Raw genomic sequence first — 20608 nt, 5'->3', positions numbered from 1 at the left:
TTATGTGGAGCCTTTCGGCTCCATAATGCTGTCATTTACCGGGAAATGCCCTCATTTTCAGCAATGGCGCCAAACGACACCACACGCCGTCGTTGCTCTCCAATAAACGCATTCCCAAGCGTGCACTGCACTACACGTCTCTCCGTTCCAGAACGCGCTTTACGGCACGCTTGCGTTGCTGAAGCCAAATCACGTCTTAAATCAGCACTTGTCATGCGCCGCAGCTTCTCCTGCGTGATTTGCTGGAGCACAGCATTTTGAAGACAGCGCCCATATCCTGATTGTCTGAGAGTAGAAGACGTTGTGCTCTCATTCTCCGAGCTAGAACATGTTTCCAAGGCATTCTGGAAAACCAGATTTTCTATTTGAGTAAAATTCTTTCCCTGAAGAAAAGGTGTTTCATCTTCCGCATGGGCACCCGAAACGCCAACGCCAGCCCATACGACCAAGAGCAGACCACTATGAGCATATCTTCTCAACCGCGACATACACACCCTCTCCCATTACATCCAATACTGAAAAACGCAGGGCGCAACCGCACTCTCTACAAACACAGACCACACGCGATGTGGTTATGTTCCAATCAAAGAGAAAGTTCCTAAAAAATAGGCCAGCTCTCTCCAAGAAAGCCAGCCTATTTTTACATTCTTTAAGACGAAGATACTTTAGCCTTCGAATGGATCCGTCACAAGGATAGTATCATCACGTTGAGGACTCGTGGACAACAAGGTAACAGGCGCGCCAATGAGTTCTTCAATACGACGCACATATTTTATGGCTTGCGCCGGCAAGTCTGCCCAGGAACGAGCCCCTGCCGTGGTCTCATTCCAACCCTTCATCGTCTCAAGGACTGGCTTCACCCTTGCTTGTGCCCCAGGAGCTGATGGGAAGCTCTGTATCGTTTTCCCATCTAACTCGTAACCGACACAGATGGACACTTCATCCATCCCATCCAGCACATCCAGCTTCGTCAACGCAATCCCGTTAACGCCGCCAACGCGGATAGCGCGACGCATCATCGTCGCATCAAACCATCCACAACGACGTGGGCGCCCTGTTACCGTGCCGAATTCACGACCACGCTCAGCAATGCCACGCCCTGTGTCATCAAACAATTCTGAGGGGAAAGGCCCTTCTCCAACACGTGTCGTATAGGCTTTTGCAATACCTAATACAAAGCCAATGGCTTTCGGCCCCATGCCACTCCCGGAAGCCGCCACAGACGCAACCGTGTTTGAGCTTGTCACAAACGGGTATGTTCCATGATCAACATCCAACATCACGGCTTGCGCACCTTCAAATAAGATGCGTTTACCTGCACGATCAGCCTCATCGAGGCGGTCCCACACAGGGCATGCAAAAGGTAGCAGGCGCGGTGTTATCTCACCAAGGAAAGCGAGAATTTCTTCTTTGGTAAAGGTCGGCGCACCAAGCCCTGCTAGAAGAGTATTGTGATGAAGTAGAAGTTCATCAATCTTCCAGTCAAGCGTTTCAGGCTCGCTCAAATCACAAATACGGATAGCACGACGCGCTACTTTATCTTCATAAGCCGGCCCAATACCACGGCCTGTTGTCCCAATTTTATGTTTCCCGCGCACAGCCTCGCGTGCTCGGTCGATAGCCCCATGAAGAGGAAGGATAATAGGCGCTGTTTCAGCAATCCAAAGTGTTTCAGGCGTTACTTTCAACCCCTGCTCGACAACACGATCAATCTCGCTCATCAAAGCTTTAGGATCAACAACAACACCGTTCCCTATGACCCCAATTTTACCACGCACAAGCCCAGATGGCAGCAAGGAGAGCTTATAAACCTGATCGTTGACAACCAGCGTATGCCCAGCATTATGCCCCCCTTGGAAACGGACGACAATATCGGCACGACTGGCGAGCCAATCGACGATTTTGCCTTTACCTTCATCTCCCCACTGAGTGCCAATTACGGTAACATTGGACATAAAAACGGACTTCCCCTAGAACATTACACGACAGAAACAGAGTATGCGACAATCACAAAGCAACGATCGCGCCATCCTGCCAGATATGGCTGCACCTCAAACGACGAGCCGTTGCCTTTAAATCCGTCTCATCACCCAGCGCAGCGACCGTGGCATAGCCTGCCTCATGCAAACTGGACAAGTCTTTCTTCGCCACACCAAGCGGCACCATGCATCGTTTCCGACGCGGGAGCGCTGAAGCCACCCTCAATAACGCTTGCGGATGAAGGGTCAAACCACAAGCGGGTTCCTGTCCAGCAAGATAGCGCCCACCACGTCCGAGCTCTTCACGACAATGCATCGCAAAAACCGTCACACACACACCCGTGTGATAACGCCATCCCCGAAAATCCACCGGATCAACCGTCAAACGTATCTCTGGCGCACGTGCTTGAATGGCATCAACGCTCGCTTTGAGACGATCCACATGCACCTTTAAATGCTCTGGGAATGTCAAACGTGACAAGCAAGACAATGCTCGCTGTGCAGAGCCAACAGCATCCATCATGCCAAGCAAAAGAGGGCTCCATTCCCCACCCAATTCGGCAACGGCCGCCGCATCACGACGGTCTAACGCGTGCAGCAACGTATCACGTTTTGCTCCTTCAAACGCGCTATCGACCAAGTTCCAAACCAATGCAGGCATAGAAAGATCAAAAGAAACTTGTTCAATCCCCAAAGCATTTAAAGCCTCGGCCCCGAGAACCACAACTTCTGCATCCGCTTCAGCGCGATCTGGACCGATCAGCTCAATTCCCGCTTGAGGAATTTGTCGCTCCCCCTCACGCCCTGGCGTGCCAATGACAACACAATCACCCGCATAGGACAGACGAAGGGGACGCGGCATATCTTGCAGACGCACCTCTGCAATACGGGCAATCTGCGTCGTCATATCTGGACGCAAAGCCATCATGCGATGCGACGATGGGTCAAGCATCCGGAAGCTTTGCTCTGCTAAAGCCTCCCCTGCGCCACTCAGTAAAGAGCTCTCAAACTCTAATAAAGGCGGCCGTACACGCTCATAACCATACCGCCCAAAAACCGCCATGACTTCTGCAATCCCGCGCGCCTCTGCTTCTGCCTCTTGAGGAAGAAGGTCCACAAACCCCATCGGCAATAAAGCGGGGCTAGATGCTTCTGGGCTGGCTATCATTGTTCAAAAACCTCTTGCGTGCGGGCACAGGCCCAGTCCAACCATGGGAGAAGGGCTTCAATATCATCTGTTTCGACTGTCGCCCCTCCCCAAATTCGTAATCCAGGAGGGGCGTCACGATAGGACGCAAGGTCGTACCCTGCTTCTTCCTCGGCAACAATGTGCGTTAAAAACTTTACTGCTTCTGCCTTTTTCTTATCGGAAAGAGCCACGAACCATGGTGCCACAATCTTTAGACAGATGGACGTCCACGACCGTGTTTCTTCCTTTTCGCTCAGGAAAGCAATCCAATCACGCTGCGACACCCAATCTGTCACCGCGGCTAAATTTCTCCGGGCACGTTGCTGTAATACTGGCAAGCCGCCAATAGCGTCAGCCCAGCGCAACCCATCTAAAGCATCTTCAACACAAAGCATGGACGGTGTGTTGATTGTATCACCTCGAAAAATCGCTTCATTCAGCCCATTTTTCCCCGTCAGACGAAAAATCTTCGGCAACGGACGTGGCGAAGGCTCTTCCAAACGCGCCACAGCTCTAGGACTAAGCGCAACCATCCCATGAGCCGCTTCACCACCCAGCGCTTTCTGCCACGACCATGTCACGATATCGAGCCTGTCCCACGGCAAGTCCATAGCAAAAGCTGCTGACGTCGCATCACAAATCACCAATCCTTCATGATGCAGTGGAATAACCCCTCCCGATGGAATGCAGACCCCTGAAGTCGTGCCATTCCATGTCAACATGACATCGCGCGACCAATCAATCTGGCTCAAGTCAGGCAATTCGCCATAAGGCGCACTCAAAACACGGACATCATCGAGTTTCAATGTATCGCGCAAATCAGCAGCCCAAACACTGGAGAAACTCTCGAAGGAAAGCACATCAATGCCACGCTGGCCGCCAAGCGCCCATAATACCATCTCTACCGCCCCCGTATCAGAAGCAGGGACAATCCCAACGCGCCACCCTTCTGGGATACCGAGGAGATTATGAGAACGTGTAATGACCTCTTGCAAACGGGCGCGTAGCTCTGCTGCACGATGCGACCGTCCTAATAACGCTGACTGGAAAATTTCCGGGTGCCAGCCTGGACGCTTGGCACATGGCCCAGAGGAAAAGAAGGGCCTTTTAGGACGATGGGTAGGCTTCGATAAGGTCATGGCGGATGAATCAATCCGTTTAACAGAACACAGCAAGGCCCTCACGCGAGAGGTATAGCCCTCTTTCGCTCAGACCCATGAGACAGTCTACCAGGCGGAACGCCCGCTAAGAACTCTTTTCTCTAGGTGTCACAGCCATCATAAAGCGTCAAGGAAAAGCCATATTCTAGCTTAGCCTCTACTTTCCAGCTGTTGTATCTCCCTGTCTCTGTAGCGTTGCTGTGTGTCCACAACTGGCAGCACTTCTTCCAAGCGCTTTACCGCTGCTTCAGAGGTGCTTGAACACACATCATCACCCATACACACAGCTTTCTTACCATCTTTTTTCAACACCCTCGGCGCAAAAACATTTCATAGCGCGACACGTAAACAGATTCAGTGAAAAAGATATAATCGTAGCACCCTCATACCTTATGACTTAGAGCCATAAGCAGAAATCATATTCTGTAGGGTAGATTGAAGTGCCATCGGATCATGCACAATAGGCACAACAATTAAATTCCCACCCGTTCCGCGAACGATAACAGATCCATAGCGAAATAATCTCCCAACAATCCCTTGTTTGAGCGATACCCCTTCGATTCTTGAAATAGACACTTCACTCACAGAGCGTGATATCCACCCAGATTTAACGATAAAACGTTTATTACTCACGACAATTTCTGTTGTGATATATCTAATGATTAAATATATCATATAGAAAACGACATATACTACAAAGAATACATAAAATGCCTTCTTCACATAAGGTGAGTATACATTGAAATCTTTCAAATTACCATCATACCAATTAATAATAACCTTAAATAAAATGTAGCTTATTAATACAGAAATTAAAATATTTAATAATCTAAACGTGAAATGGATCTTTGATAGACTAAATATTCTGATTAATTCCTCTCCTTGTATTTTTGATTTTTCAAAATAAGACATATCTATTACCTTTGACCGATGGATGACGCAGAACGCTCTTACCCCACTGTGAGGATCTTTCTGCGAAATACACTCCAAAACAAGACATTATGACACAAAAAAAGGAGCCTTAAAGCTCCTTGAATATTTTTATGGTGCGAGAAAGGGGAGTCGAACCCCTAAGCCCAAAGGGCGGTCGATTTTGAGCCGACTGCGTCTACCAGTTCCGCCACTCTCGCACAAATTTTACCTGCACATCCAGTGCAGTGAGGGCACTATAATTGATCGTCCCCCAAAGCACTAGTGCCTGATAGTAAAAAAATTAATCTATTTCATGCCCCATCATCAAAAGAATATTTCGCACCGCCGCACCAGACGCACCTTTCCCAAGATTATCTAATCGCGCCGTTAAAACAGCCTGCCCTCCATTGCCATGCACGCGTAATTCCATCCCATCCTGACCGGCGAGTGTATCAGCCAGCAAACGTGTCTCATCTGCTTCACAAACGCGGATCGTTTTAGCACCATCATAGGCTTTTTCTAAAACCCGTTTTACATCTTCCGGAAGTGGACAACCCGGCAAATTCACCAAATGCAAAGGCACTGAGACAATCATCCCTTGTGGGAAATGCCCAACAGAAGGCACGAAGAGAGGATGACGCGCTAGCCCACTGTAGTGGGTGATCTCTGGTAGATGTTTGTGATTTAAATTCAAACCATACAGCAAAAAAGGCGGGCCTCCCTCCTGCTCATGGCTTTCAATCATAGAGCGTCCGCCACCGCTATATCCAGAGACTGCATTAATTGAAACAGGATGATCAACTGGCAGTAGCCCTGCCTCTACCAGAGGCCGCAACAACGCAATGGCTCCTGTCGCATAACAACCTGGGTTACTTACAAACTGCGCTGAACGAATTCGTTCAACCTGATCTCTCTCAAGCTCAGGTAGCCCATAAACCCAGCCACTATTGACCCGATGCGCTGTACTCGCATCCAAAAACCGTGTTGATAAACCTTTTCCCAATGCCACGGCATCACGCGCAGCATCATCTGGAAGACAGAGTACTGTAATGTCAGCCTGCGCCATAAGCGCACGACGTGCCTCCGCGTCTTTCCGCGCGGCAGAATCAATACGCAACAACGCAATATCATAATGGGAGGTCAGCTCTTCCAAACGACGGCGGATACCCAACCCCGTCGTTCCTGCTTCTCCATCAATGAAAATACGTGTTGGCATCCACCTTCTCCCTTTTACTTCTCTACCAACGGAACCGCTCACGCCGTTTTTCATAGAGAATCATCGTCTGACCACCGCGCTCAAACTGCTCAATTTGAGTCATACCAATACTGCCCAAAATCACACGTGATGCCATATTATCTTCACGTGTTACAGCCACGATCCGTTCCTCGCCAGCATCCAGCACGAAAGACAAAGCGCGCATCGCTGCTTCTCGAGCAATGCCACGCCCAGAAGCCCAAGGAAAGACTGCGATACGCAACCCTAACCCCCGCCCATCAGGCCTCTCATGCACGCCCGTCATTCCAACAAAGCGCCCATTTTCAAAAATAGCAAAGATACCGACACCGCGGCGTGCCCACAGCACAATATCGTCAACCATCTCAGCTTCGGCTTGAGCGCGATTACGCACACCACCCAACATCGGGCCAAAAGCACACACGTCTGCTTTAAGACGTGCCATGTCCTCCATATCGGCCCAACTTACGGGCCGAAGGACCAGACGAGCCGTCCGCAGCTCACCACCTAGCACGACACGCCCTTATTCCTCTTAATGCGTGAGAAACCAACGCTGGAGCAATCTCTTATCGCGCAATTGGACGATAGCGAATCCGCCCTGGCTCTGTCGAATCTGGGCCAAGACGACGCCGCTTGTCTTCCTCATAATCTTGGAAGTTCCCCTCAAACCACTCGACGTGACTATCACCTTCAAAGGCCAAGATATGCGTTGCAAGACGATCCAAGAACCAACGATCATGGGTGACTACCACAGCGCACCCAGCAAAATTGCTCAATGCTTCCTCAAGCGCGCGCAATGTATCAACATCCAGATCGTTTGTTGGTTCATCCAACAGCAAGACGTTATTGTCTTCCTTAAGCATCTTCGCAAGATGGACGCGATTACGCTCACCACCGGAAAGCACGCCCAACCGCTTTTGCTGATCGGGTCCTTTAAAATTAAAGGCACCGACATAAGCGCGCGACGGAACAGAGCGTTTCCCTAAATGGATAACGTCTGTACCCCCTGAAATTTCTTCCCAAACCGTTTTGTTATCATCAAGGTCATGACGCGACTGGTCAACATAGCCCAGCTTTACGGTATCACCGATCTTGAGTGACCCTGCATCAGGCTTTTCTTGACCAGTGATCATTTTAAAAAGCGTAGACTTACCAGCACCATTGGGCCCGATAACCCCTACAATACCTCCAGGTGGAAGCTTGAAGCTCAAATTATCAATTAACTGGCGGTCACCAAACCCTTTAGAGAGATTCTCTGCCTCAATGACTGTACCACCCAAACGAGGCCCTGGTGCGATCACAATATCAGCTGGACCACCAGCACCTTCCTGTCCAGCCGCCAACATCTCTTCATAACGCGTAATACGCGCTTTGCTCTTAGCTTGACGCGCCTTAGGAGAACTTGAGATCCACTCTTTTTCAGCGGCCAAAGCCCGCTGACGTGAACTTTCTTCTTTCTCTTCTTGAGCAAGACGTTTTTGCTTCTGCTCAAGCCAGGAAGAATAATTCCCCTCAAACGGATACCCACGCCCACGCTCAATCTCGAGAATCCAGTTCGTGATATTATCCAAGAAGTAACGGTCATGGGTGATGACCATCACGGTACCTGTATAAGCACGCAGCGTTTTCTCCAACCATGCCACACTTTCAGCGTCCAAATGGTTGGTGGGCTCATCGAGCAGCAAAATATCTGGTTTTTCAATCAGGAGGCGGCACAGCGCAACGCGGCGACGTTCACCACCGGACAGTTTTGTCACAGAACTGTCCGCCGGGGGACAACGCAAAGCATCCAATGCAATATCAAGGCGCCGATCCAGCTCCCAACCGTCACCTGCATCAATTTTTTCTTGTAATTCGGCCTGCTCAGCAAGGAGAGTATTCATCTCCTCATCGGTCATCGGCTCAGCAAATTTACCGGAAATCTCATTGAAACGGTCAACGGCCTGTTTCAACTCACCGAAACCTTGCGCAACGTTCTCGCCTACGGTCAGATTAGGATCTAACTGAGGTTCCTGCTCTAGGTAACCGATACGTACACCTTCAGCGGCCCAAGCCTCACCACCATATTCCTTCTCAATCCCTGCCATAATTTTCAGCAAGGTTGATTTACCCGCACCATTCACACCGAGGACACCAATTTTGACCCCGGGGAGGAAGGATAATGTAATACCCTTAAAAACCTCTCGCCCGCCTGGATAGGCCTTGGTGAGGTCCTTCATGACGTAGACATACTGATAGGCGGCCATGGCAGGTCTCCTCTAAACGTGTAGGCAGGTGGGTAACGGAAATATGAGCTATCCCCACCAATGGTGGTATAACCCAGTGAAACTATGGTGGGTATGCTTTCTGAAATTAAAGCATTCCCTGCGCCCGGCAGGACTCGAACCCGCAACCTAGCCGTTATGAGCGGCCAGCTCTAACCAATTGAGCTACAGGCGCATAATAATGCGTCACATCGCCTAAGATGATGTTTTTTTCAACCCCATAATACCTTAATTTTCCGTACAAATTCAAATTATCTTCATTTCAAGCCCCTTTCCCCTGGGCAAATACCTTCTCCATCAATAGAAACAGTGACGGTCATTCGACCATTCATGCCATTTTTTAAACGGGTGCCGATATCATGGACGTTTCCAAGATCTCCGCTGGCAAAGACGTGCCGAACGACGTTAACGTTGTGATTGAAATTCCTAAGGGATCTTCAGTCAAATACGAAATCGACAAAGAAAGCGGCGCATTATTCGTCGATCGTTTTCTATTTACGCCTATGGCGTACCCTACAGCCTATGGCTTCATCCCCAACACCCTTGCTGCGGATGGAGACCCTGTCGATGCACTCGTTCTCACCCCTGATGCTGTGGTGCCTGGAAGTGTTATTCGTGCCCGCCCCATCGGCATGCTCAAAATGGAAGATGAGAGCGGACAAGATGAAAAAATCATCTGCGTTCCGCACGATAAAATCCATCCACAATTTTCCGATATCACTTCTGTGGATCAACTCCCCGAGATCACACGCAAGGCGATTGCTCATTTCTTCGAGCGTTATAAAGACCTCGAAGCCAATAAATGGGTAAAAGTTTCAGGATGGGCTGATAAAGCTGAAGCAGGAAAAGTCATTCTTGCCTCTCTAGAAGCCGCTAAGAAATAAATTAAGGTCATGACGTGACCTTTATGGATCGATAGAATGCTGCTTGGTATTCTATCGATCCTGTCGAATAACCGTCTATACTTACCCCACAGATAATACTTTACGGCCTCTTACGCGCCTCAGCACTGAGCGGTAAATGAGCAATCCAGGACGCTATAGTTCTCGTATCACGCATGTCGCCATCATAATGATAGACGGGCTCCCAAGGAATATTTGAACCGCGTAACCGCCCTCGATAAACCTTCATCGGCAGCCGCAGCATTATCAACCCACTAGGCAATAAATCCGTTCGCTCATCCATATACAATGTATCCGCACTTGTTTCTCGTCCAACTTGGACTGCGCCAAGTGCTCGCCATAAATCAACCGCATCAAGACAAGCAGAAGCACAACTCCCATCCGTCACAAGAAAAATTGTAGGATGCACAAGAGGAAAAAATCTAGAAGGAGATTTCCCTTCTTGGCTCTCATCGCTCTCCGCCCAGTACACACTCCCCGACTGTAGAGCTTTTCTCATTCCAGAGACCACTCGACTCACAAACGTCTTCATGTCCTGGGATGTGTCTGGGCTCAATTGTAATTGCCTCCATTCCTTTGAAACCATGTCGACATTTCCTGGTGAGGCCCGCCAATCAATCTCTTTCGTAACAGGCACCGCCTCAACAGCCTTACGTCCCCAAATAATTTCTGCAATCTGTCGCGACCAATCTGACGATCCTCCGCTATTCCCTCGTAAATCAAGCACGAAACGCGACGATGACAGAATAATATCTCTATTCTGCTTCAAGGCAGTAATAGCCCGCGTTAGAGCCTGTGCTTCAGCACTTCCCGGCGCTCCATCAAATCCTGATAATGACAACCACCGCATACCATCTGGAAAAACACGCAATCCAATTGACTCTACGTGATGCTGTCTCGCCACAAATTCGTATTTCTGCATTTCCGACGCTGATATACGGCGCCACCTGAGCTGTACCGTCTGGGAGTGATGATCAACCAAGAAAAAACAACGACGTGGTCTTTGAATAAAAGGATTATCCATATCCGTAAAAAGCCGCCACCCCACCTCCCGACGACTACTTTCCAATGACCACGTCGTTGTAAACGCTGCTACATTTCGATCTGCCAATATCTGCGCAGGCACTCCATCACACGAAATAAGTGCAGCCCCCAATGGAACTGGGGCATTATCAAGACGTGTCACAACAACCTGTTGCCCATGCCCATCAAATGCCGTCAAAAAACCTGGCCACCGACTTGGAAGAACGGGTGCCTTCTTTGTGGGAGAGATGTTGACATGGTCATCATTGAAGCTCGCCAGATAACCTCTAAGAGTCCAAAAATAGCCAGAATAATCACTTACTTTCTCAACCCATGCCATCGCACGTTGGTAAGCTATCGCTTCTTGCTGATTAAATGTCGGATCTAAAATATTGTGTGGCCCAGGATGGTTGGCTTCAATGTCAGCATGTATCGCTTCAACATCCCTCAACGTTAAAGAAGCCCAATCTGGCTCCGAAGCAGAGAGCCGTAACGGCACGCACGCCGCTATGCTGAAAACAAGGAACCAAGGAACAGAAAAAGCAGCACGCATGGCTCGTTTCTTTTATAAAAATTCACATTCATACGCAGACCACATCATAACAACCACATGAATCTATAAAGATCATCTTGATGGTCTGCAGATAATAATTACACTATAGAAACAATTTGATCAACAAAATCCCAATCTGTAACTTCCCCACCATCCAGCACCCAAAAAGCCGCCCAAATGAGAGAGACATCACGCCAAACGAAAAAAACAGAGAAAAACTCTCTGTTTGCCAACTTCTTATTTTTTATATTAAACTGGAGCGGGCGATGGGATTCGAACCCACGACCCCAACCTTGGCAAGGTTGTGCTCTACCCCTGAGCTACGCCCGCACTCCGTTGAGAGGGTTTATGCTTCAAAAACGATTCCAAGGCAACCCCTTTTTTGATTTTCTTTTTCGCTTTATCGAAAAACGAGTAAGACCTCTTGCCTCCACGCACAAAACAAACAATCTCTGAGATGGGCGCTAGACACATATTTCCCAGTTATCACAGCCACTTAACCCATCATTATCCAGGTTCGTAATCGTGCAAAACAACTCTCTTATTTCTCCCAATGCGGCAGTCAACTCTTCTCATGACACCTCTTATATTTTCGATGTTGACCACCGTAATTTCATGGAAAGTGTTATTGAGGCCAGTCAAAGCCAGCCTATTTTGGTGGATTTTTGGGCTCCGTGGTGTCAGCCGTGCAAACAATTCACTCCGGTTCTGGAAAAAACAGTTACCGAAGCCAAAGGGGCTGTAAAGCTTGCTAAATTAGACGTAGAAGCCAACAAATCTTTAGCATCTCAGCTGGCTCAATTAGGCTTACCGCTTCAATCAATTCCTCTAGTCGTCGCCTTCTGGCAGGGACGCGTCCATAATCTTCTCCAAGGCGCGCATCCTCAAAGTGCCGTTAGAGCCTTCATTGACACTCTCCTCAAAGAAACAGGCGTTTCTCTTCCCACGGAAGCACTCCTCAATGACGCTGATCGTGCTTTAAAAGAGGCCAATCCAGCCGAGGCTCTTAGTCTCTACGCTCAAATATTAGAAACTGATGCCAATAATCCCAGCGCGTGGGCCGGTGTCATCCGTGGAATGATTGCCCTCAATGACCTAGAGGGAGCCCAAGAAGCAAGCCAGCAAGTCCCACCTGATATAGAGAACGATGCTGCGATCACTCAGGCCCGCTCATCCCTTGCCCTTTATCAGGAAAGCCAGGAAGCCGCCGTTCAACTTGATACACTTCAACAGGAGGCTGAGAAGGATCCTTCCAATCCGGAAGTGGCGATAAAGTTGGCTATCGCCCGTAATGGTGCAGGAGAACACGAAGCCGCCGCTCAACTCTTGCTTGCAATCATCACGCAACATCCTGATGAGCATGGCCAAGCGGCCAAAGCCGAACTTCTCCGCTTTTTCGAGGCTTGGGGATTGACGGATCCACTCACAATAAAAATGCGTCGCCAGCTTTCATCTCTGCTCTTTTCTTAGAGGTTGAGGTACCCACCCTTCTCTATTCGCACTTTTAATGCCCGTAAGTGACTTCCGTGTCGGTTAATGCCGGGAAGGCAGGACGGGCTCCATTTTCGCCTGTCCCCTTAATGGGCCTTTGTATGGAGAGTGGCTCTACTGGCGTCGAGGCGTCACCTCCTGGAGGCATTACGAAATGCCTCGTTATAAAACGCCCATCCGATAAAGGAGGTGCATGATGAGGGTTTTTGACATCAAAAGGTTTCCGCGGATACCGCTCCACCATATCTGCCCGAGGGGTTCGACCTGAACATCCATCAAGGTACAACACCATAATTAGACACGAACAGAATGTGGCAACTCTCATAGTCCATCCTGTATCACACAGTTGAGTGTTGACGCACACCCTCATTATAACGAAAAGAACTCCATGTTTAAGGGCTCACTTACGTCTTCCTGGCAGCATTGCCTTGCATGGTATGACAGTCTTTTTAAAGACCATGCCATTCTGCGTCTCCAATGGAGTAATTTAGCACCTGTCCTCCCTGGGAAGATCTGGCGCTGCAACCATCCAACGCCAAGACGCATCAAAAAATGGTACAAAACACTCAACTTACAGAGCATCATCAATCTCCGTGGGCACCGAGCCTGCGGATCAGACGCCTTAGCACGACATACGTGCCAATCCCTCAATCTGCCTTATATTGACATGGCGTTTGAAAGTCGTAACGCCCCGCATCGCGACCGTATTTTGAGATTCTATGCCATCTATCAAACACTCCGAACGCCCACTCTTATACATTGCAAATCAGGAGCAGATAGAACAGGACTTGCAAGTGGCCTTATTATTCTATTCGAAGGAGGCACAGCACGTGACGCCTTGAAACAACTTCATTGGCGCTTCTTACATTTCAAACAATCACGCACAGGTATACTTGATGCGTTCTTCTTACTTTATGAGCAGGAAGCCGAAGGGCGAATTCCATTTATTGTATGGGTGACCAATAATTATAATGAAGACGCTCTACGAGAACGCTTTCGCGCCAAACAACACAAAAATTAACGTGATGTCTATTGATGATCGTGGGCAATTCTTCGAAGTAATTTAAGTATCCTGCGCCTCACCTTACAGTCATCAATTTGATAATAGAGGCGCACAAGTTCTAACGTTTCGTTACGGATGAGAAGTTCCCAGTCATCGTTATTTCTAGAAATCTCCTCTCCATTTTCACGAGAAAAACCGTCCTGCTCCTCACTCAACCCCATCGTTTCTTTCTGCGTTAATCGCGAAAAATCTTCGAAAAAAAAGCCTATTGGAACACCTAAAATCTGAGAAAGCTCGTATAACCGCCCCGCGCCAACGCGATTCGTCCCACGCTCATACTTCTGTATCTGCTGGAATGTGATCCCCAACGCCGACGCCACTTTCTGTTGAGAAAATTTACGTAATCCCCTCAATAAACGGATACGTTTACCTATATACACATCGATCGACGTTGATGTGATCATATTTGACCAGCCCTGATGGAGGAAAGATAACGCACGCAATCGGAAATATTGAAATCACTCTATAGTAATCCATGGTTTATTTCAAAATAAATAAAAGAAAAATTCTATTATTTGTAATAATTGTTTCTAATTTTCTTAATAAAGGGAAATACAATAAAAATCAATGATATAAAAATATCTATTGCATTTCCAAAGTATGAAAACAATGTTTTATTTCCTGGAGAAGGAATATAACAATCGACTACTTCTTCTTTCCCCCAATATGTTCTTATTGTTTCGTGGCCATTTGAGTCATATACAGCTGAAACCCCTCTATTATTCGCAAAAACAACAGGAAGTCCCTCTTCTACTGCTCTCATCCGCCCTGTTGCTAAATGTTGACGTGGCCCAGCACTATTCCCATACCATGCATCATTTGAAATCGTCAGAAGCCAATTAGGCCGTTGACCTGACTTAACGACAGACCCCGAAAAAATAATCTCGTAACAAACCATCGGTCCAACGCGCCCAATTTGGGGCAGATCCCACGTTACAAGCCCAGGCCCTGGCGTCAAAACTATTGGAAGAATGTTAAATGGCAGTATCCAAGGTTGATACTCCCCAAACGGAACTAAACGACTCTTATCATAAATCGCTTCTATATCTCCGTCAGGACTAACAACTTCAAGACTATTATACCAATACCCGCGAGAGCGACGATCAGACCCCGCTAAAATAGGCGCTCCATCGGCCGCTATCGCCATTGCTTGACGCGCTGAAATATCTTCATCCAGCAAACCAGGAAATGCTGATTCAGGCCACACAACAACGATCGACCGATCATTAACCTTACGGTGTGCCTTAGCGACACCCTCCGATGTTAGCCGTAAATAAGAGCGAAAATTATCAAGCGCATCCTCGTGATCTAATACATCATCCTCGGATACATTCCCTTGTGCTAATACAAGATAGGGATTGGAAACAGGCAAAGGCGTTTCAACATCAAGACGCCAAATGCCATAGCCGCACCATAAAACGCTTCCCAACGCCACAGCCAGAACGGCCCGCCGTCCATGCCATAATGCCAATGAAGCCAACACTAAAACCAGGCTCAGCCCGTGAACGCCAATCACACTTGCAGGTTGTATTAATATATCCCCTACCCGCCCTGGCAACTCCAGAGCACTCCCAAGAGGATTCCATGGGAAACCCGAGAATATTAAGGCTCGGCTCATATCCGAAAGAGACCAAACCCCAGAAAATACAAAAACACGCGGCCAACCCGGCCTTACAAGACGACACACCATGGCAGGAATGGCGATCAATGGCGCAATGACTAGGGCAACGCCGGGAGCCGCAAAAGGAATAACCCACCAAAAATCGTGAACGCGCGTCAAAATAGCATTGGTTAACCAATACAGCCCCGCTGTATGGAACCCCATACCAAATACACCCCCCCATAAAGCGGCCCATCGCATGGATGGCGCATCACTTGCCGCTCGATAAAGCACCCCCAACGATAGGGGAAGAATGGGGAACAGATAGACGGGTGGCAACGCCAAAGCAGCACAAGCTCCTGCGAGAAGCAGGAGAAAGGCCAATTTCCAGCTCTTAGCCGAAAATGAACACCACGCGCCCGGAACCATTCCCACCTTTAATCTAGCGCATCCCTAAGGCGACGTTCATAATGGCGATAATATTTGTCGGCCAAAAGTTCACTTTTCACCAAAATGGCGACATCGGTCGTATTAAATTGTTGATCCACAACCGCACCATCACCCACATATCCGCCTAAACGAAGATACCCCTTGATCAAGGGAGGCAACTTACTAAGACATTGGCGCCGATCTAATAAAGCAGGATCAGCCCGTCTCATATCAACATAACGTTCTGGCAGAGCCTTAACGCGCAATACAGGAGGCGCAAGATGATTATGATACAACCACGTCAACTCGTCCTTTAATTTATCAGGAGAGGTCCCCGATAAACTTGCACACCCAAAAAGAACGTCGATACGATGCAAGAAAATATAAGAGGCAATGCCTCTCCAAAGGAGCTGCATAACAGCACGGCCCCGATACTCAGGAGCCACACATGAACGCCCTACTTCCAACAAGCGTCCAGGAAAATCCGTCAAACACGAAATGTCATATTCTGAAGCAGAATAAAATCCACCAATCCGCGCAGCAACATCTGACCGTAATAAACGATACGTTCCAACAACACTTTCTATTCCTGGCGAACGATCATGATCAATAACGAGAAGGTGATCCGCAGCTTCATCAAACGGATCAATATCACGGCGTGCCCGCAAAGCCTTTTCATCAGGCCTTGCGCCCATTTCTTCGAAGAAAACACGATACCGCAACGCTTGCGCAGCATCTATCTCCGCCTCTGTTTTAGCGATACGTACCCCAAGTGATCCACCGCGAAGCTCTTGAAAGCCACCTTCCCGATCTAAGGCAAGCGTCGCGAGCGTATCCATTTTTCTCCGCGTCGCCTCACTACTCAGAAGACGATCATCCTGCTGAACAGATACTAAAGAATCCGATGTTTTATGCGCAGTATTGCCGGTCATAGACAATCACTCACCCTTTCTTTGTAGGGGAGACAGTCTTCACCATTTCCTCTCCCGTATCACCCACCTCTGATGTAATTCCCTCTCTACGACGTCCGAACAATTCCGCGCGATGTGATACAAGATCGAAACCAAGCTTAGCCGCAATCTGCGCTAGCAAATTTACCAACTCATCGTTTTCAAACTCAATAACCTTACCACTATCAATGTCTATTAAATGATAATGGTGACCATTCTCACTCGCTTCATAACGTGCACGTCCACCACCAAAATCTCGCCGCTCAAGTATCCCACGCTCTTCTAACAACCGAACAGTTCGATAAACTGTTGCCACCGAAATACGATCATCAAGCGCGGACGCACGCCGATACAGTTCCTCAACATCGGGATGATCTTCAGCTTCAGAGAGAACATGGGCAATAACGCGACGTTGCCCCGTCATCTTAAGGCCACTTTTTACACACAAACGCGCAATCGGTGAATCACCCACCACTTGCTCAGAAGATGGATTGGGACGTTTCGTATGTTTCGTAACTACCGCCATAGTAAGGTTCTATCCGACCAAGAACTGATTTGACCAACCCCAAAAAAGCAGGACAAAAGCACATGATGCTTTTGTCCCTAACGCCTTTTGACAAATCAGTCCTCGCGACGACGCCCCAAACCAATCCGACGCGCCAAAGAAGACCGATGATTCGCGTAATTTGGTGCTACCATTGGGTATTCTGGTGGCAAGCCCCAGCGCTCACGATATTCCTGCGGTGTCATATTGTATGCCGTCTTCAAATGACGGCGTAACAATTTTAACTTCTTCCCATCTTCTAAGCAGATAATGTAATCTGGGAAGACAGACTTACGCGGAGGAACCGCTGGGACGGGTTTCTCAGCAACAGCTTCAACCGGAGCCCCTGCGCCTGAAAGCGCGGCATGCACAGAACGCACGAGGTCCGGTAAAGCCTCGGCGGCAACATCATGACTGCCTACATAAGCGGTCACAATTTGTGCCGTGAGCTGACGAAGACCTGGAAAATCAGACTCTGACGACATACAATAACTATCTCCACACAATTCAAGCCATCTTCTAGCCGATGTAGGCAAGAAGTCACAAGAAAAAAACCCTCTAATCGTAAACTAAGGATAAAAATATCACTATCATGACAGAAGAAATATGCCATCTCCTTGATGTACGTCACTTTTTATGCCCGATGAGCAGTGTCCAAGTACGATTACATATTGATCAACTTCCAGTAGGAGCTGTTTCTAAAATCCAGCTACACGGTCTTGAAGCACTCGAAAACATCACAACACTTCTTAATACACTTCAGCACTCTGTTTTAATTCAGAACCCCCATCCTACGTTAGGAGGTGTTTATTTTATTATTTTTCGGAAAAACTGAGCACGATAGCATCTGAACCATCTGCATAATAACGTGGTCGGTAACCTACATTCTTAAAATCTAAACTACTATAAAGCTTCTGAGCGACCTTGTTATGAATACTCACCTCTAGAAAAATAATACTTTGCCGTGCCTGGCTTATTTCTAGAAAATTACTCATCAACATCCGGCCTATCCCCCGAAGGCGGGCGGATGGATGGACACATAGCGTCAATACTTCGCACTCATCGACGGCAAAACGCACCAAAAGCAATCCCAATAGGTCCATACCATCACGCGCAACCCACCCCTTAACGCCAGGAGACGACAAAAGTTGTGCAAAAGACCGTGTGTCCCAGCTTTCTTCTCTTGTGAAACACTCCCGATGAAGTCCCGCCATAACAGAAGCGGCTTCCCTTCCCACAACGTCCACCTGAATGGTCACGCAGCTATACTTTCAATTTATACTGGAACAGGCCGTAGGCCTCCAGCCGGAGGTTTCGCTTCTGGAGGGTCCACGTACAATGGCGTCAACGCCAATGTTTCACAGCATTCTGCCGCAAGGAAAATACCTTTGGCGTCCGGCGCTACACAGGGTACACACTCCACATTTTTCTCTTGAACCCAAGCCGTTAATTCCGGCAGGGCATCACTTCCAACGACAGCATCACCCGCAACAGCGGACCAGTGTCGTTTCCTCACATCATCAACGGACAACGCATAAACAGGACTCTGAGGCTCATCCACAAATACCCGACCGCGACGCGCCAAGCACAAAATAGTGACATCATCACGTTTAACAGTCTTTCGAATCGCATCGCCTAATCGGACACCGATACCGCGACAAGACCAGCCCCTCACCAATCCCGCAGCAAGAGATAAAGACGCCCTTAACCCAGTAAAAGACCCAGGACCGACAACAGCAACAACCCACTCCGGCGTTTTTGTCCACCCTGCATCAGACAGCATCTCTCTGACCATCGGAGCAAACCGCTCTGAAGCCCCACGTCCAGCCATAATGTGGGAAGCAATCACCTTATCTTCTTCTAAGAGCGCTACGAGATTGCTTTGTCCCTTTCCTGCACCTGCCCCATTCAAAATTAACGAGTTTTTGGGAATCACAAACATAGACACGCTTCTTCGAAATTCAGCTTGGGTAAACGCTCCATTTCCTCTGCAGGATTCTCTTGCGGATATCCCAGCGCAACAAGAAAATTAGCACGCCATCCCTGTTGGCGAAGAAAACGCTCTTCCACCATCAAGGAATCAAACCCGGACATAGGCAATGTGGCCAGCCCCAACATACGTGCCGCTAAAATGAGATATCCCCCCTGCAACGTACCATTCCGAAACGCCGTCTCTTCGCTCAATCCTACGTCCGCCGCAAACCAATCTCTCAAACCCGAGACACTGCCTAAACGAGGAAGCTGCTCAAAAAACAAAGGATCATGCCCAACAATAGCAACTACAGGCGCCGACAAGGTCCTCTCAACATTCCCTACAGAAAGAGCCGGACGCAGTCCCTCTTTTGCATCCTCGGTCTTCAAAAAGGCAAAACGTCCCGGAGAACAATTTCCAGAAGTCGGCCCCATCTTCACCAAATCGTATAAACGACGCAGCACATCCTCTTCTACCGGGCGCGACGCGAATGCTCGCGCCGTACGGTGCACCGTAAAGAGCTCTTCAAGGGGTGATGTATCTTGCGTCGCCATAAAACTACTCCTCTACTGCTTCAACACCGACCACTTCTGGCACATAATGACGCAGCATGTTTTCTACACCGTGGCGTAATGTCGCGCGCGACGATGGACACCCTGAACACGCCCCCTGCATCGTTAGGAAAACAATACCATCCTTGTATCCACGAAACGCAATATCACCACCATCTCCTGCTACAGCAGGGCGCACACGTGTATCTAACAACTCACGGATACGCTCAACGACTTCTTTGTCTTCTGGTTCAATAATAGCTTCCGGCTGTTTAACCGCTTGGCTGAGTGGCTCTTTTCCAGATTCAAAAAACTTGGTCAACACACTTAAAACGAGTGGCTTCACATCAGACCATGCAATCGCATCATCCTTCGTCACCGAAACAAAATCGCTTCCAAGGAAAACACGACGAATTTCTGTCAGCCCAAACAAGGCCTCAGCCAAAGCTGACCGCCCTTCCACAGCCTCCAAACCCGCAAAGTCCACTGGCGGAAGCTCCCCTATTACGGGCCGTCCCGGCAAAAATTTCAGTGTTGCTGGATTAGGTGTATCTTCCGTTTCTATCAGCATAGTCCCCTACCTTTAGCTATCACTGTCACATCACCCATTTCTATAACCTGGGTGCAATAGGCCATAACATATTTTAGGACTCAACAAGTCCTGTTTTTACTCTCTGTCATGGTATTATGGCACATCTCCGTCGTAACTCGAAAAATCTCCATGCTTGTCTCTTGTTATTTTCACACAAGACCGTCACATCCATCCGTGGCACACGGAGTATGCCGCTACCC

General features: G+C 48.5%; 24 protein-coding genes and 3 tRNA genes. 4 read left to right on the top strand and 23 right to left on the bottom strand.

Annotated elements, in window-relative coordinates; all coding sequences use genetic code 11:
* Positions 1-35 precede the first annotated feature (35 nt).
* The 10 genes from GS501_RS09735 to GS501_RS09690 all read right to left on the bottom strand — a co-directional run bounded on the left by GS501_RS09735 (position 36) and on the right by GS501_RS09690 (position 8913).
* Positions 36-488, bottom strand: a complete 453-nt coding sequence (locus GS501_RS09735) for a hypothetical protein (RefSeq protein ID WP_160831654.1) — start codon at positions 486-488, stop codon at positions 36-38.
* Between the two features lie 177 nt (positions 489-665).
* Positions 666-1955, bottom strand: coding sequence for an adenylosuccinate synthase (locus GS501_RS09730; RefSeq protein WP_160831653.1), 1290 nt, complete (start codon positions 1953-1955; stop codon positions 666-668).
* Between the two features lie 52 nt (positions 1956-2007).
* Complete coding sequence (locus GS501_RS09725; RefSeq protein WP_160831652.1) at positions 2008-3147, bottom strand: ATP phosphoribosyltransferase regulatory subunit; 1140 nt, start codon at positions 3145-3147, stop codon at positions 2008-2010.
* Entirely contained in the window at positions 3144-4307 is a 1164-nt protein-coding gene (locus GS501_RS09720) for a phosphoserine transaminase (RefSeq protein WP_160831694.1), read from the bottom strand. The genes GS501_RS09725 and GS501_RS09720 overlap by 4 nt, the downstream gene beginning before the upstream one ends.
* A gap of 411 nt (positions 4308-4718) precedes the next feature.
* Positions 4719-5003 (bottom strand): PH domain-containing protein, encoded by a 285-nt coding sequence (locus tag GS501_RS09715; RefSeq protein WP_237442530.1) that lies wholly within the window; start codon positions 5001-5003, stop codon positions 4719-4721.
* Between the two features lie 369 nt (positions 5004-5372).
* Positions 5373-5458: transfer RNA gene (locus GS501_RS09710), tRNA-Leu, on the bottom strand.
* 83 nt (positions 5459-5541) lie between these two features.
* Positions 5542-6456, bottom strand: coding sequence for an N-acetyl-gamma-glutamyl-phosphate reductase (argC, locus tag GS501_RS09705; protein WP_160831650.1), 915 nt, complete (start codon positions 6454-6456; stop codon positions 5542-5544).
* 22 nt (positions 6457-6478) lie between these two features.
* Positions 6479-6988: a GNAT family N-acetyltransferase gene (locus GS501_RS09700; RefSeq protein ID WP_160831649.1), complete on the bottom strand. Its 510-nt coding sequence runs from the start codon at positions 6986-6988 to the stop codon at positions 6479-6481.
* A gap of 52 nt (positions 6989-7040) precedes the next feature.
* Entirely contained in the window at positions 7041-8720 is a 1680-nt protein-coding gene (ettA, locus tag GS501_RS09695; RefSeq protein ID WP_160831648.1) for an energy-dependent translational throttle protein EttA, read from the bottom strand.
* Positions 8721-8839: 119 nt separating this feature from the next.
* Positions 8840-8913: transfer RNA gene (locus tag GS501_RS09690), tRNA-Ile, on the bottom strand.
* Between the two features lie 184 nt (positions 8914-9097).
* Here GS501_RS09690 and ppa point away from each other — a divergent pair.
* Positions 9098-9622, top strand: coding sequence for an inorganic diphosphatase (gene ppa, locus GS501_RS09685; RefSeq protein ID WP_160831647.1), 525 nt, complete (start codon positions 9098-9100; stop codon positions 9620-9622).
* A 100-nt stretch (positions 9623-9722) separates the two neighbouring features.
* Here ppa and GS501_RS09680 read toward each other — a convergent pair whose 3' ends face one another.
* The 3 genes from GS501_RS09680 to GS501_RS09675 form a co-directional block, all read right to left on the bottom strand.
* Entirely contained in the window at positions 9723-11216 is a 1494-nt protein-coding gene (locus GS501_RS09680) for a hypothetical protein (protein WP_160831646.1), read from the bottom strand.
* Positions 11217-11314: 98 nt separating this feature from the next.
* Complete coding sequence (locus GS501_RS10075; protein WP_255429103.1) at positions 11315-11449, bottom strand: hypothetical protein; 135 nt, start codon at positions 11447-11449, stop codon at positions 11315-11317.
* Between the two features lie 22 nt (positions 11450-11471).
* A tRNA-Gly gene (locus GS501_RS09675) sits at positions 11472-11546 on the bottom strand.
* 195 nt (positions 11547-11741) lie between these two features.
* Here GS501_RS09675 and GS501_RS09670 point away from each other — a divergent pair.
* Complete coding sequence (locus GS501_RS09670) at positions 11742-12686, top strand: tetratricopeptide repeat protein (RefSeq protein WP_160831645.1); 945 nt, start codon at positions 11742-11744, stop codon at positions 12684-12686.
* A 34-nt stretch (positions 12687-12720) separates the two neighbouring features.
* On the opposite strand, the gene GS501_RS09665 is transcribed toward GS501_RS09670, so the two are convergent.
* On the bottom strand, positions 12721-13032 hold the full coding sequence (locus tag GS501_RS09665; RefSeq protein WP_160831644.1) for a hypothetical protein: 312 nt from the start codon (positions 13030-13032) through the stop codon (positions 12721-12723).
* A gap of 63 nt (positions 13033-13095) precedes the next feature.
* Here GS501_RS09665 and GS501_RS09660 point away from each other — a divergent pair, with 63 nt between their 5' ends.
* Positions 13096-13728 carry a tyrosine-protein phosphatase gene (locus tag GS501_RS09660; RefSeq protein WP_160831643.1) on the top strand — a complete coding sequence of 211 codons (633 nt, stop codon included), beginning with the start codon at positions 13096-13098 and terminating at the stop codon, positions 13726-13728.
* An 8-nt stretch (positions 13729-13736) separates the two neighbouring features.
* Here the strand turns inward: GS501_RS09660 and GS501_RS09655 are convergent, their stop codons facing one another.
* The 5 genes from GS501_RS09655 to GS501_RS09635 form a co-directional block, all read right to left on the bottom strand.
* A complete protein-coding gene (locus GS501_RS09655) occupies positions 13737-14174 on the bottom strand; it encodes a helix-turn-helix domain-containing protein (protein WP_160831642.1) in 438 nt (145 codons plus the stop codon).
* Between the two features lie 107 nt (positions 14175-14281).
* Positions 14282-15754, bottom strand: coding sequence for an apolipoprotein N-acyltransferase (gene lnt, locus GS501_RS09650; protein ID WP_237442510.1), 1473 nt, complete (start codon positions 15752-15754; stop codon positions 14282-14284).
* 53 nt (positions 15755-15807) lie between these two features.
* On the bottom strand, positions 15808-16638 hold the full coding sequence (locus tag GS501_RS09645; protein WP_160831693.1) for a GNAT family N-acetyltransferase: 831 nt from the start codon (positions 16636-16638) through the stop codon (positions 15808-15810).
* 103 nt (positions 16639-16741) lie between these two features.
* On the bottom strand, positions 16742-17275 hold the full coding sequence (locus tag GS501_RS09640; protein ID WP_160831640.1) for a Fur family transcriptional regulator: 534 nt from the start codon (positions 17273-17275) through the stop codon (positions 16742-16744).
* Between the two features lie 95 nt (positions 17276-17370).
* On the bottom strand, positions 17371-17778 hold the full coding sequence (locus GS501_RS09635; RefSeq protein WP_160831639.1) for a MucR family transcriptional regulator: 408 nt from the start codon (positions 17776-17778) through the stop codon (positions 17371-17373).
* A gap of 107 nt (positions 17779-17885) precedes the next feature.
* Here GS501_RS09635 and GS501_RS09630 point away from each other — a divergent pair, with 107 nt between their 5' ends.
* Positions 17886-18128, top strand: a complete 243-nt coding sequence (locus GS501_RS09630) for a sulfurtransferase TusA family protein (protein ID WP_160831638.1) — start codon at positions 17886-17888, stop codon at positions 18126-18128.
* On the opposite strand, the gene rimI is transcribed toward GS501_RS09630, so the two are convergent.
* The 4 genes from rimI to GS501_RS09610 are packed head-to-tail and all read right to left on the bottom strand — an operon-like array spanning position 18109 to position 20387.
* Positions 18109-18552: a ribosomal protein S18-alanine N-acetyltransferase gene (rimI, locus tag GS501_RS09625; RefSeq protein ID WP_160831637.1), complete on the bottom strand. Its 444-nt coding sequence runs from the start codon at positions 18550-18552 to the stop codon at positions 18109-18111. The two genes, GS501_RS09630 and rimI, sit on opposite strands and share 20 nt — an antisense overlap.
* A gap of 17 nt (positions 18553-18569) precedes the next feature.
* Positions 18570-19235, bottom strand: a complete 666-nt coding sequence (gene tsaB / locus GS501_RS09620) for a tRNA (adenosine(37)-N6)-threonylcarbamoyltransferase complex dimerization subunit type 1 TsaB (protein ID WP_160831636.1) — start codon at positions 19233-19235, stop codon at positions 18570-18572.
* Positions 19226-19819, bottom strand: a complete 594-nt coding sequence (locus GS501_RS09615) for a malonic semialdehyde reductase (protein WP_160831635.1) — start codon at positions 19817-19819, stop codon at positions 19226-19228. Before GS501_RS09615 ends, tsaB begins: the two co-directional genes overlap by 10 nt.
* A 4-nt stretch (positions 19820-19823) precedes the next feature.
* Positions 19824-20387 carry a NifU family protein gene (locus tag GS501_RS09610; RefSeq protein WP_160831634.1) on the bottom strand — a complete coding sequence of 188 codons (564 nt, stop codon included), beginning with the start codon at positions 20385-20387 and terminating at the stop codon, positions 19824-19826.
* Between the last annotated feature and the right edge of the window lie 221 nt (positions 20388-20608).

Source organism: Saccharibacter sp. 17.LH.SD (assembly GCF_009834805.1).
Taxonomy (GTDB): domain Bacteria; phylum Pseudomonadota; class Alphaproteobacteria; order Acetobacterales; family Acetobacteraceae; genus Saccharibacter.
Note: the sequence above shows the minus strand (reverse complement) of the source record. Positions and strands in the feature narration are given on the sequence as shown.

Coding starts and splice junctions, on each gene's coding strand:
- GS501_RS09735 (WP_160831654.1), bottom strand. CDS start 488: ATGTCGCGGTTGAGAAGATATGCTCATAGTGGTCTGCTCTTGGTCGTA.
- GS501_RS09730 (WP_160831653.1), bottom strand. CDS start 1,955: ATGTCCAATGTTACCGTAATTGGCACTCAGTGGGGAGATGAAGGTAAA.
- GS501_RS09725 (WP_160831652.1), bottom strand. CDS start 3,147: ATGATAGCCAGCCCAGAAGCATCTAGCCCCGCTTTATTGCCGATGGGG.
- GS501_RS09720 (WP_160831694.1), bottom strand. CDS start 4,307: ATGACCTTATCGAAGCCTACCCATCGTCCTAAAAGGCCCTTCTTTTCC.
- GS501_RS09715 (WP_237442530.1), bottom strand. CDS start 5,003: ATGATATATTTAATCATTAGATATATCACAACAGAAATTGTCGTGAGT.
- argC (WP_160831650.1), bottom strand. CDS start 6,456: ATGCCAACACGTATTTTCATTGATGGAGAAGCAGGAACGACGGGGTTG.
- ettA (WP_160831648.1), bottom strand. CDS start 8,720: ATGGCCGCCTATCAGTATGTCTACGTCATGAAGGACCTCACCAAGGCC.
- ppa (WP_160831647.1), top strand. CDS start 9,098: ATGGACGTTTCCAAGATCTCCGCTGGCAAAGACGTGCCGAACGACGTT.
- GS501_RS09680 (WP_160831646.1), bottom strand. CDS start 11,216: ATGCGTGCTGCTTTTTCTGTTCCTTGGTTCCTTGTTTTCAGCATAGCG.
- GS501_RS09665 (WP_160831644.1), bottom strand. CDS start 13,032: ATGAGAGTTGCCACATTCTGTTCGTGTCTAATTATGGTGTTGTACCTT.
- GS501_RS09660 (WP_160831643.1), top strand. CDS start 13,096: ATGTTTAAGGGCTCACTTACGTCTTCCTGGCAGCATTGCCTTGCATGG.
- GS501_RS09655 (WP_160831642.1), bottom strand. CDS start 14,174: ATGATCACATCAACGTCGATCGATGTGTATATAGGTAAACGTATCCGT.
- GS501_RS09645 (WP_160831693.1), bottom strand. CDS start 16,638: ATGGATACGCTCGCGACGCTTGCCTTAGATCGGGAAGGTGGCTTTCAA.
- GS501_RS09640 (WP_160831640.1), bottom strand. CDS start 17,275: ATGGCGGTAGTTACGAAACATACGAAACGTCCCAATCCATCTTCTGAG.
- GS501_RS09635 (WP_160831639.1), bottom strand. CDS start 17,778: ATGTCGTCAGAGTCTGATTTTCCAGGTCTTCGTCAGCTCACGGCACAA.
- GS501_RS09630 (WP_160831638.1), top strand. CDS start 17,886: ATGACAGAAGAAATATGCCATCTCCTTGATGTACGTCACTTTTTATGC.
- tsaB (WP_160831636.1), bottom strand. CDS start 19,235: ATGTTTGTGATTCCCAAAAACTCGTTAATTTTGAATGGGGCAGGTGCA.
- GS501_RS09615 (WP_160831635.1), bottom strand. CDS start 19,819: ATGGCGACGCAAGATACATCACCCCTTGAAGAGCTCTTTACGGTGCAC.
- GS501_RS09610 (WP_160831634.1), bottom strand. CDS start 20,387: ATGCTGATAGAAACGGAAGATACACCTAATCCAGCAACACTGAAATTT.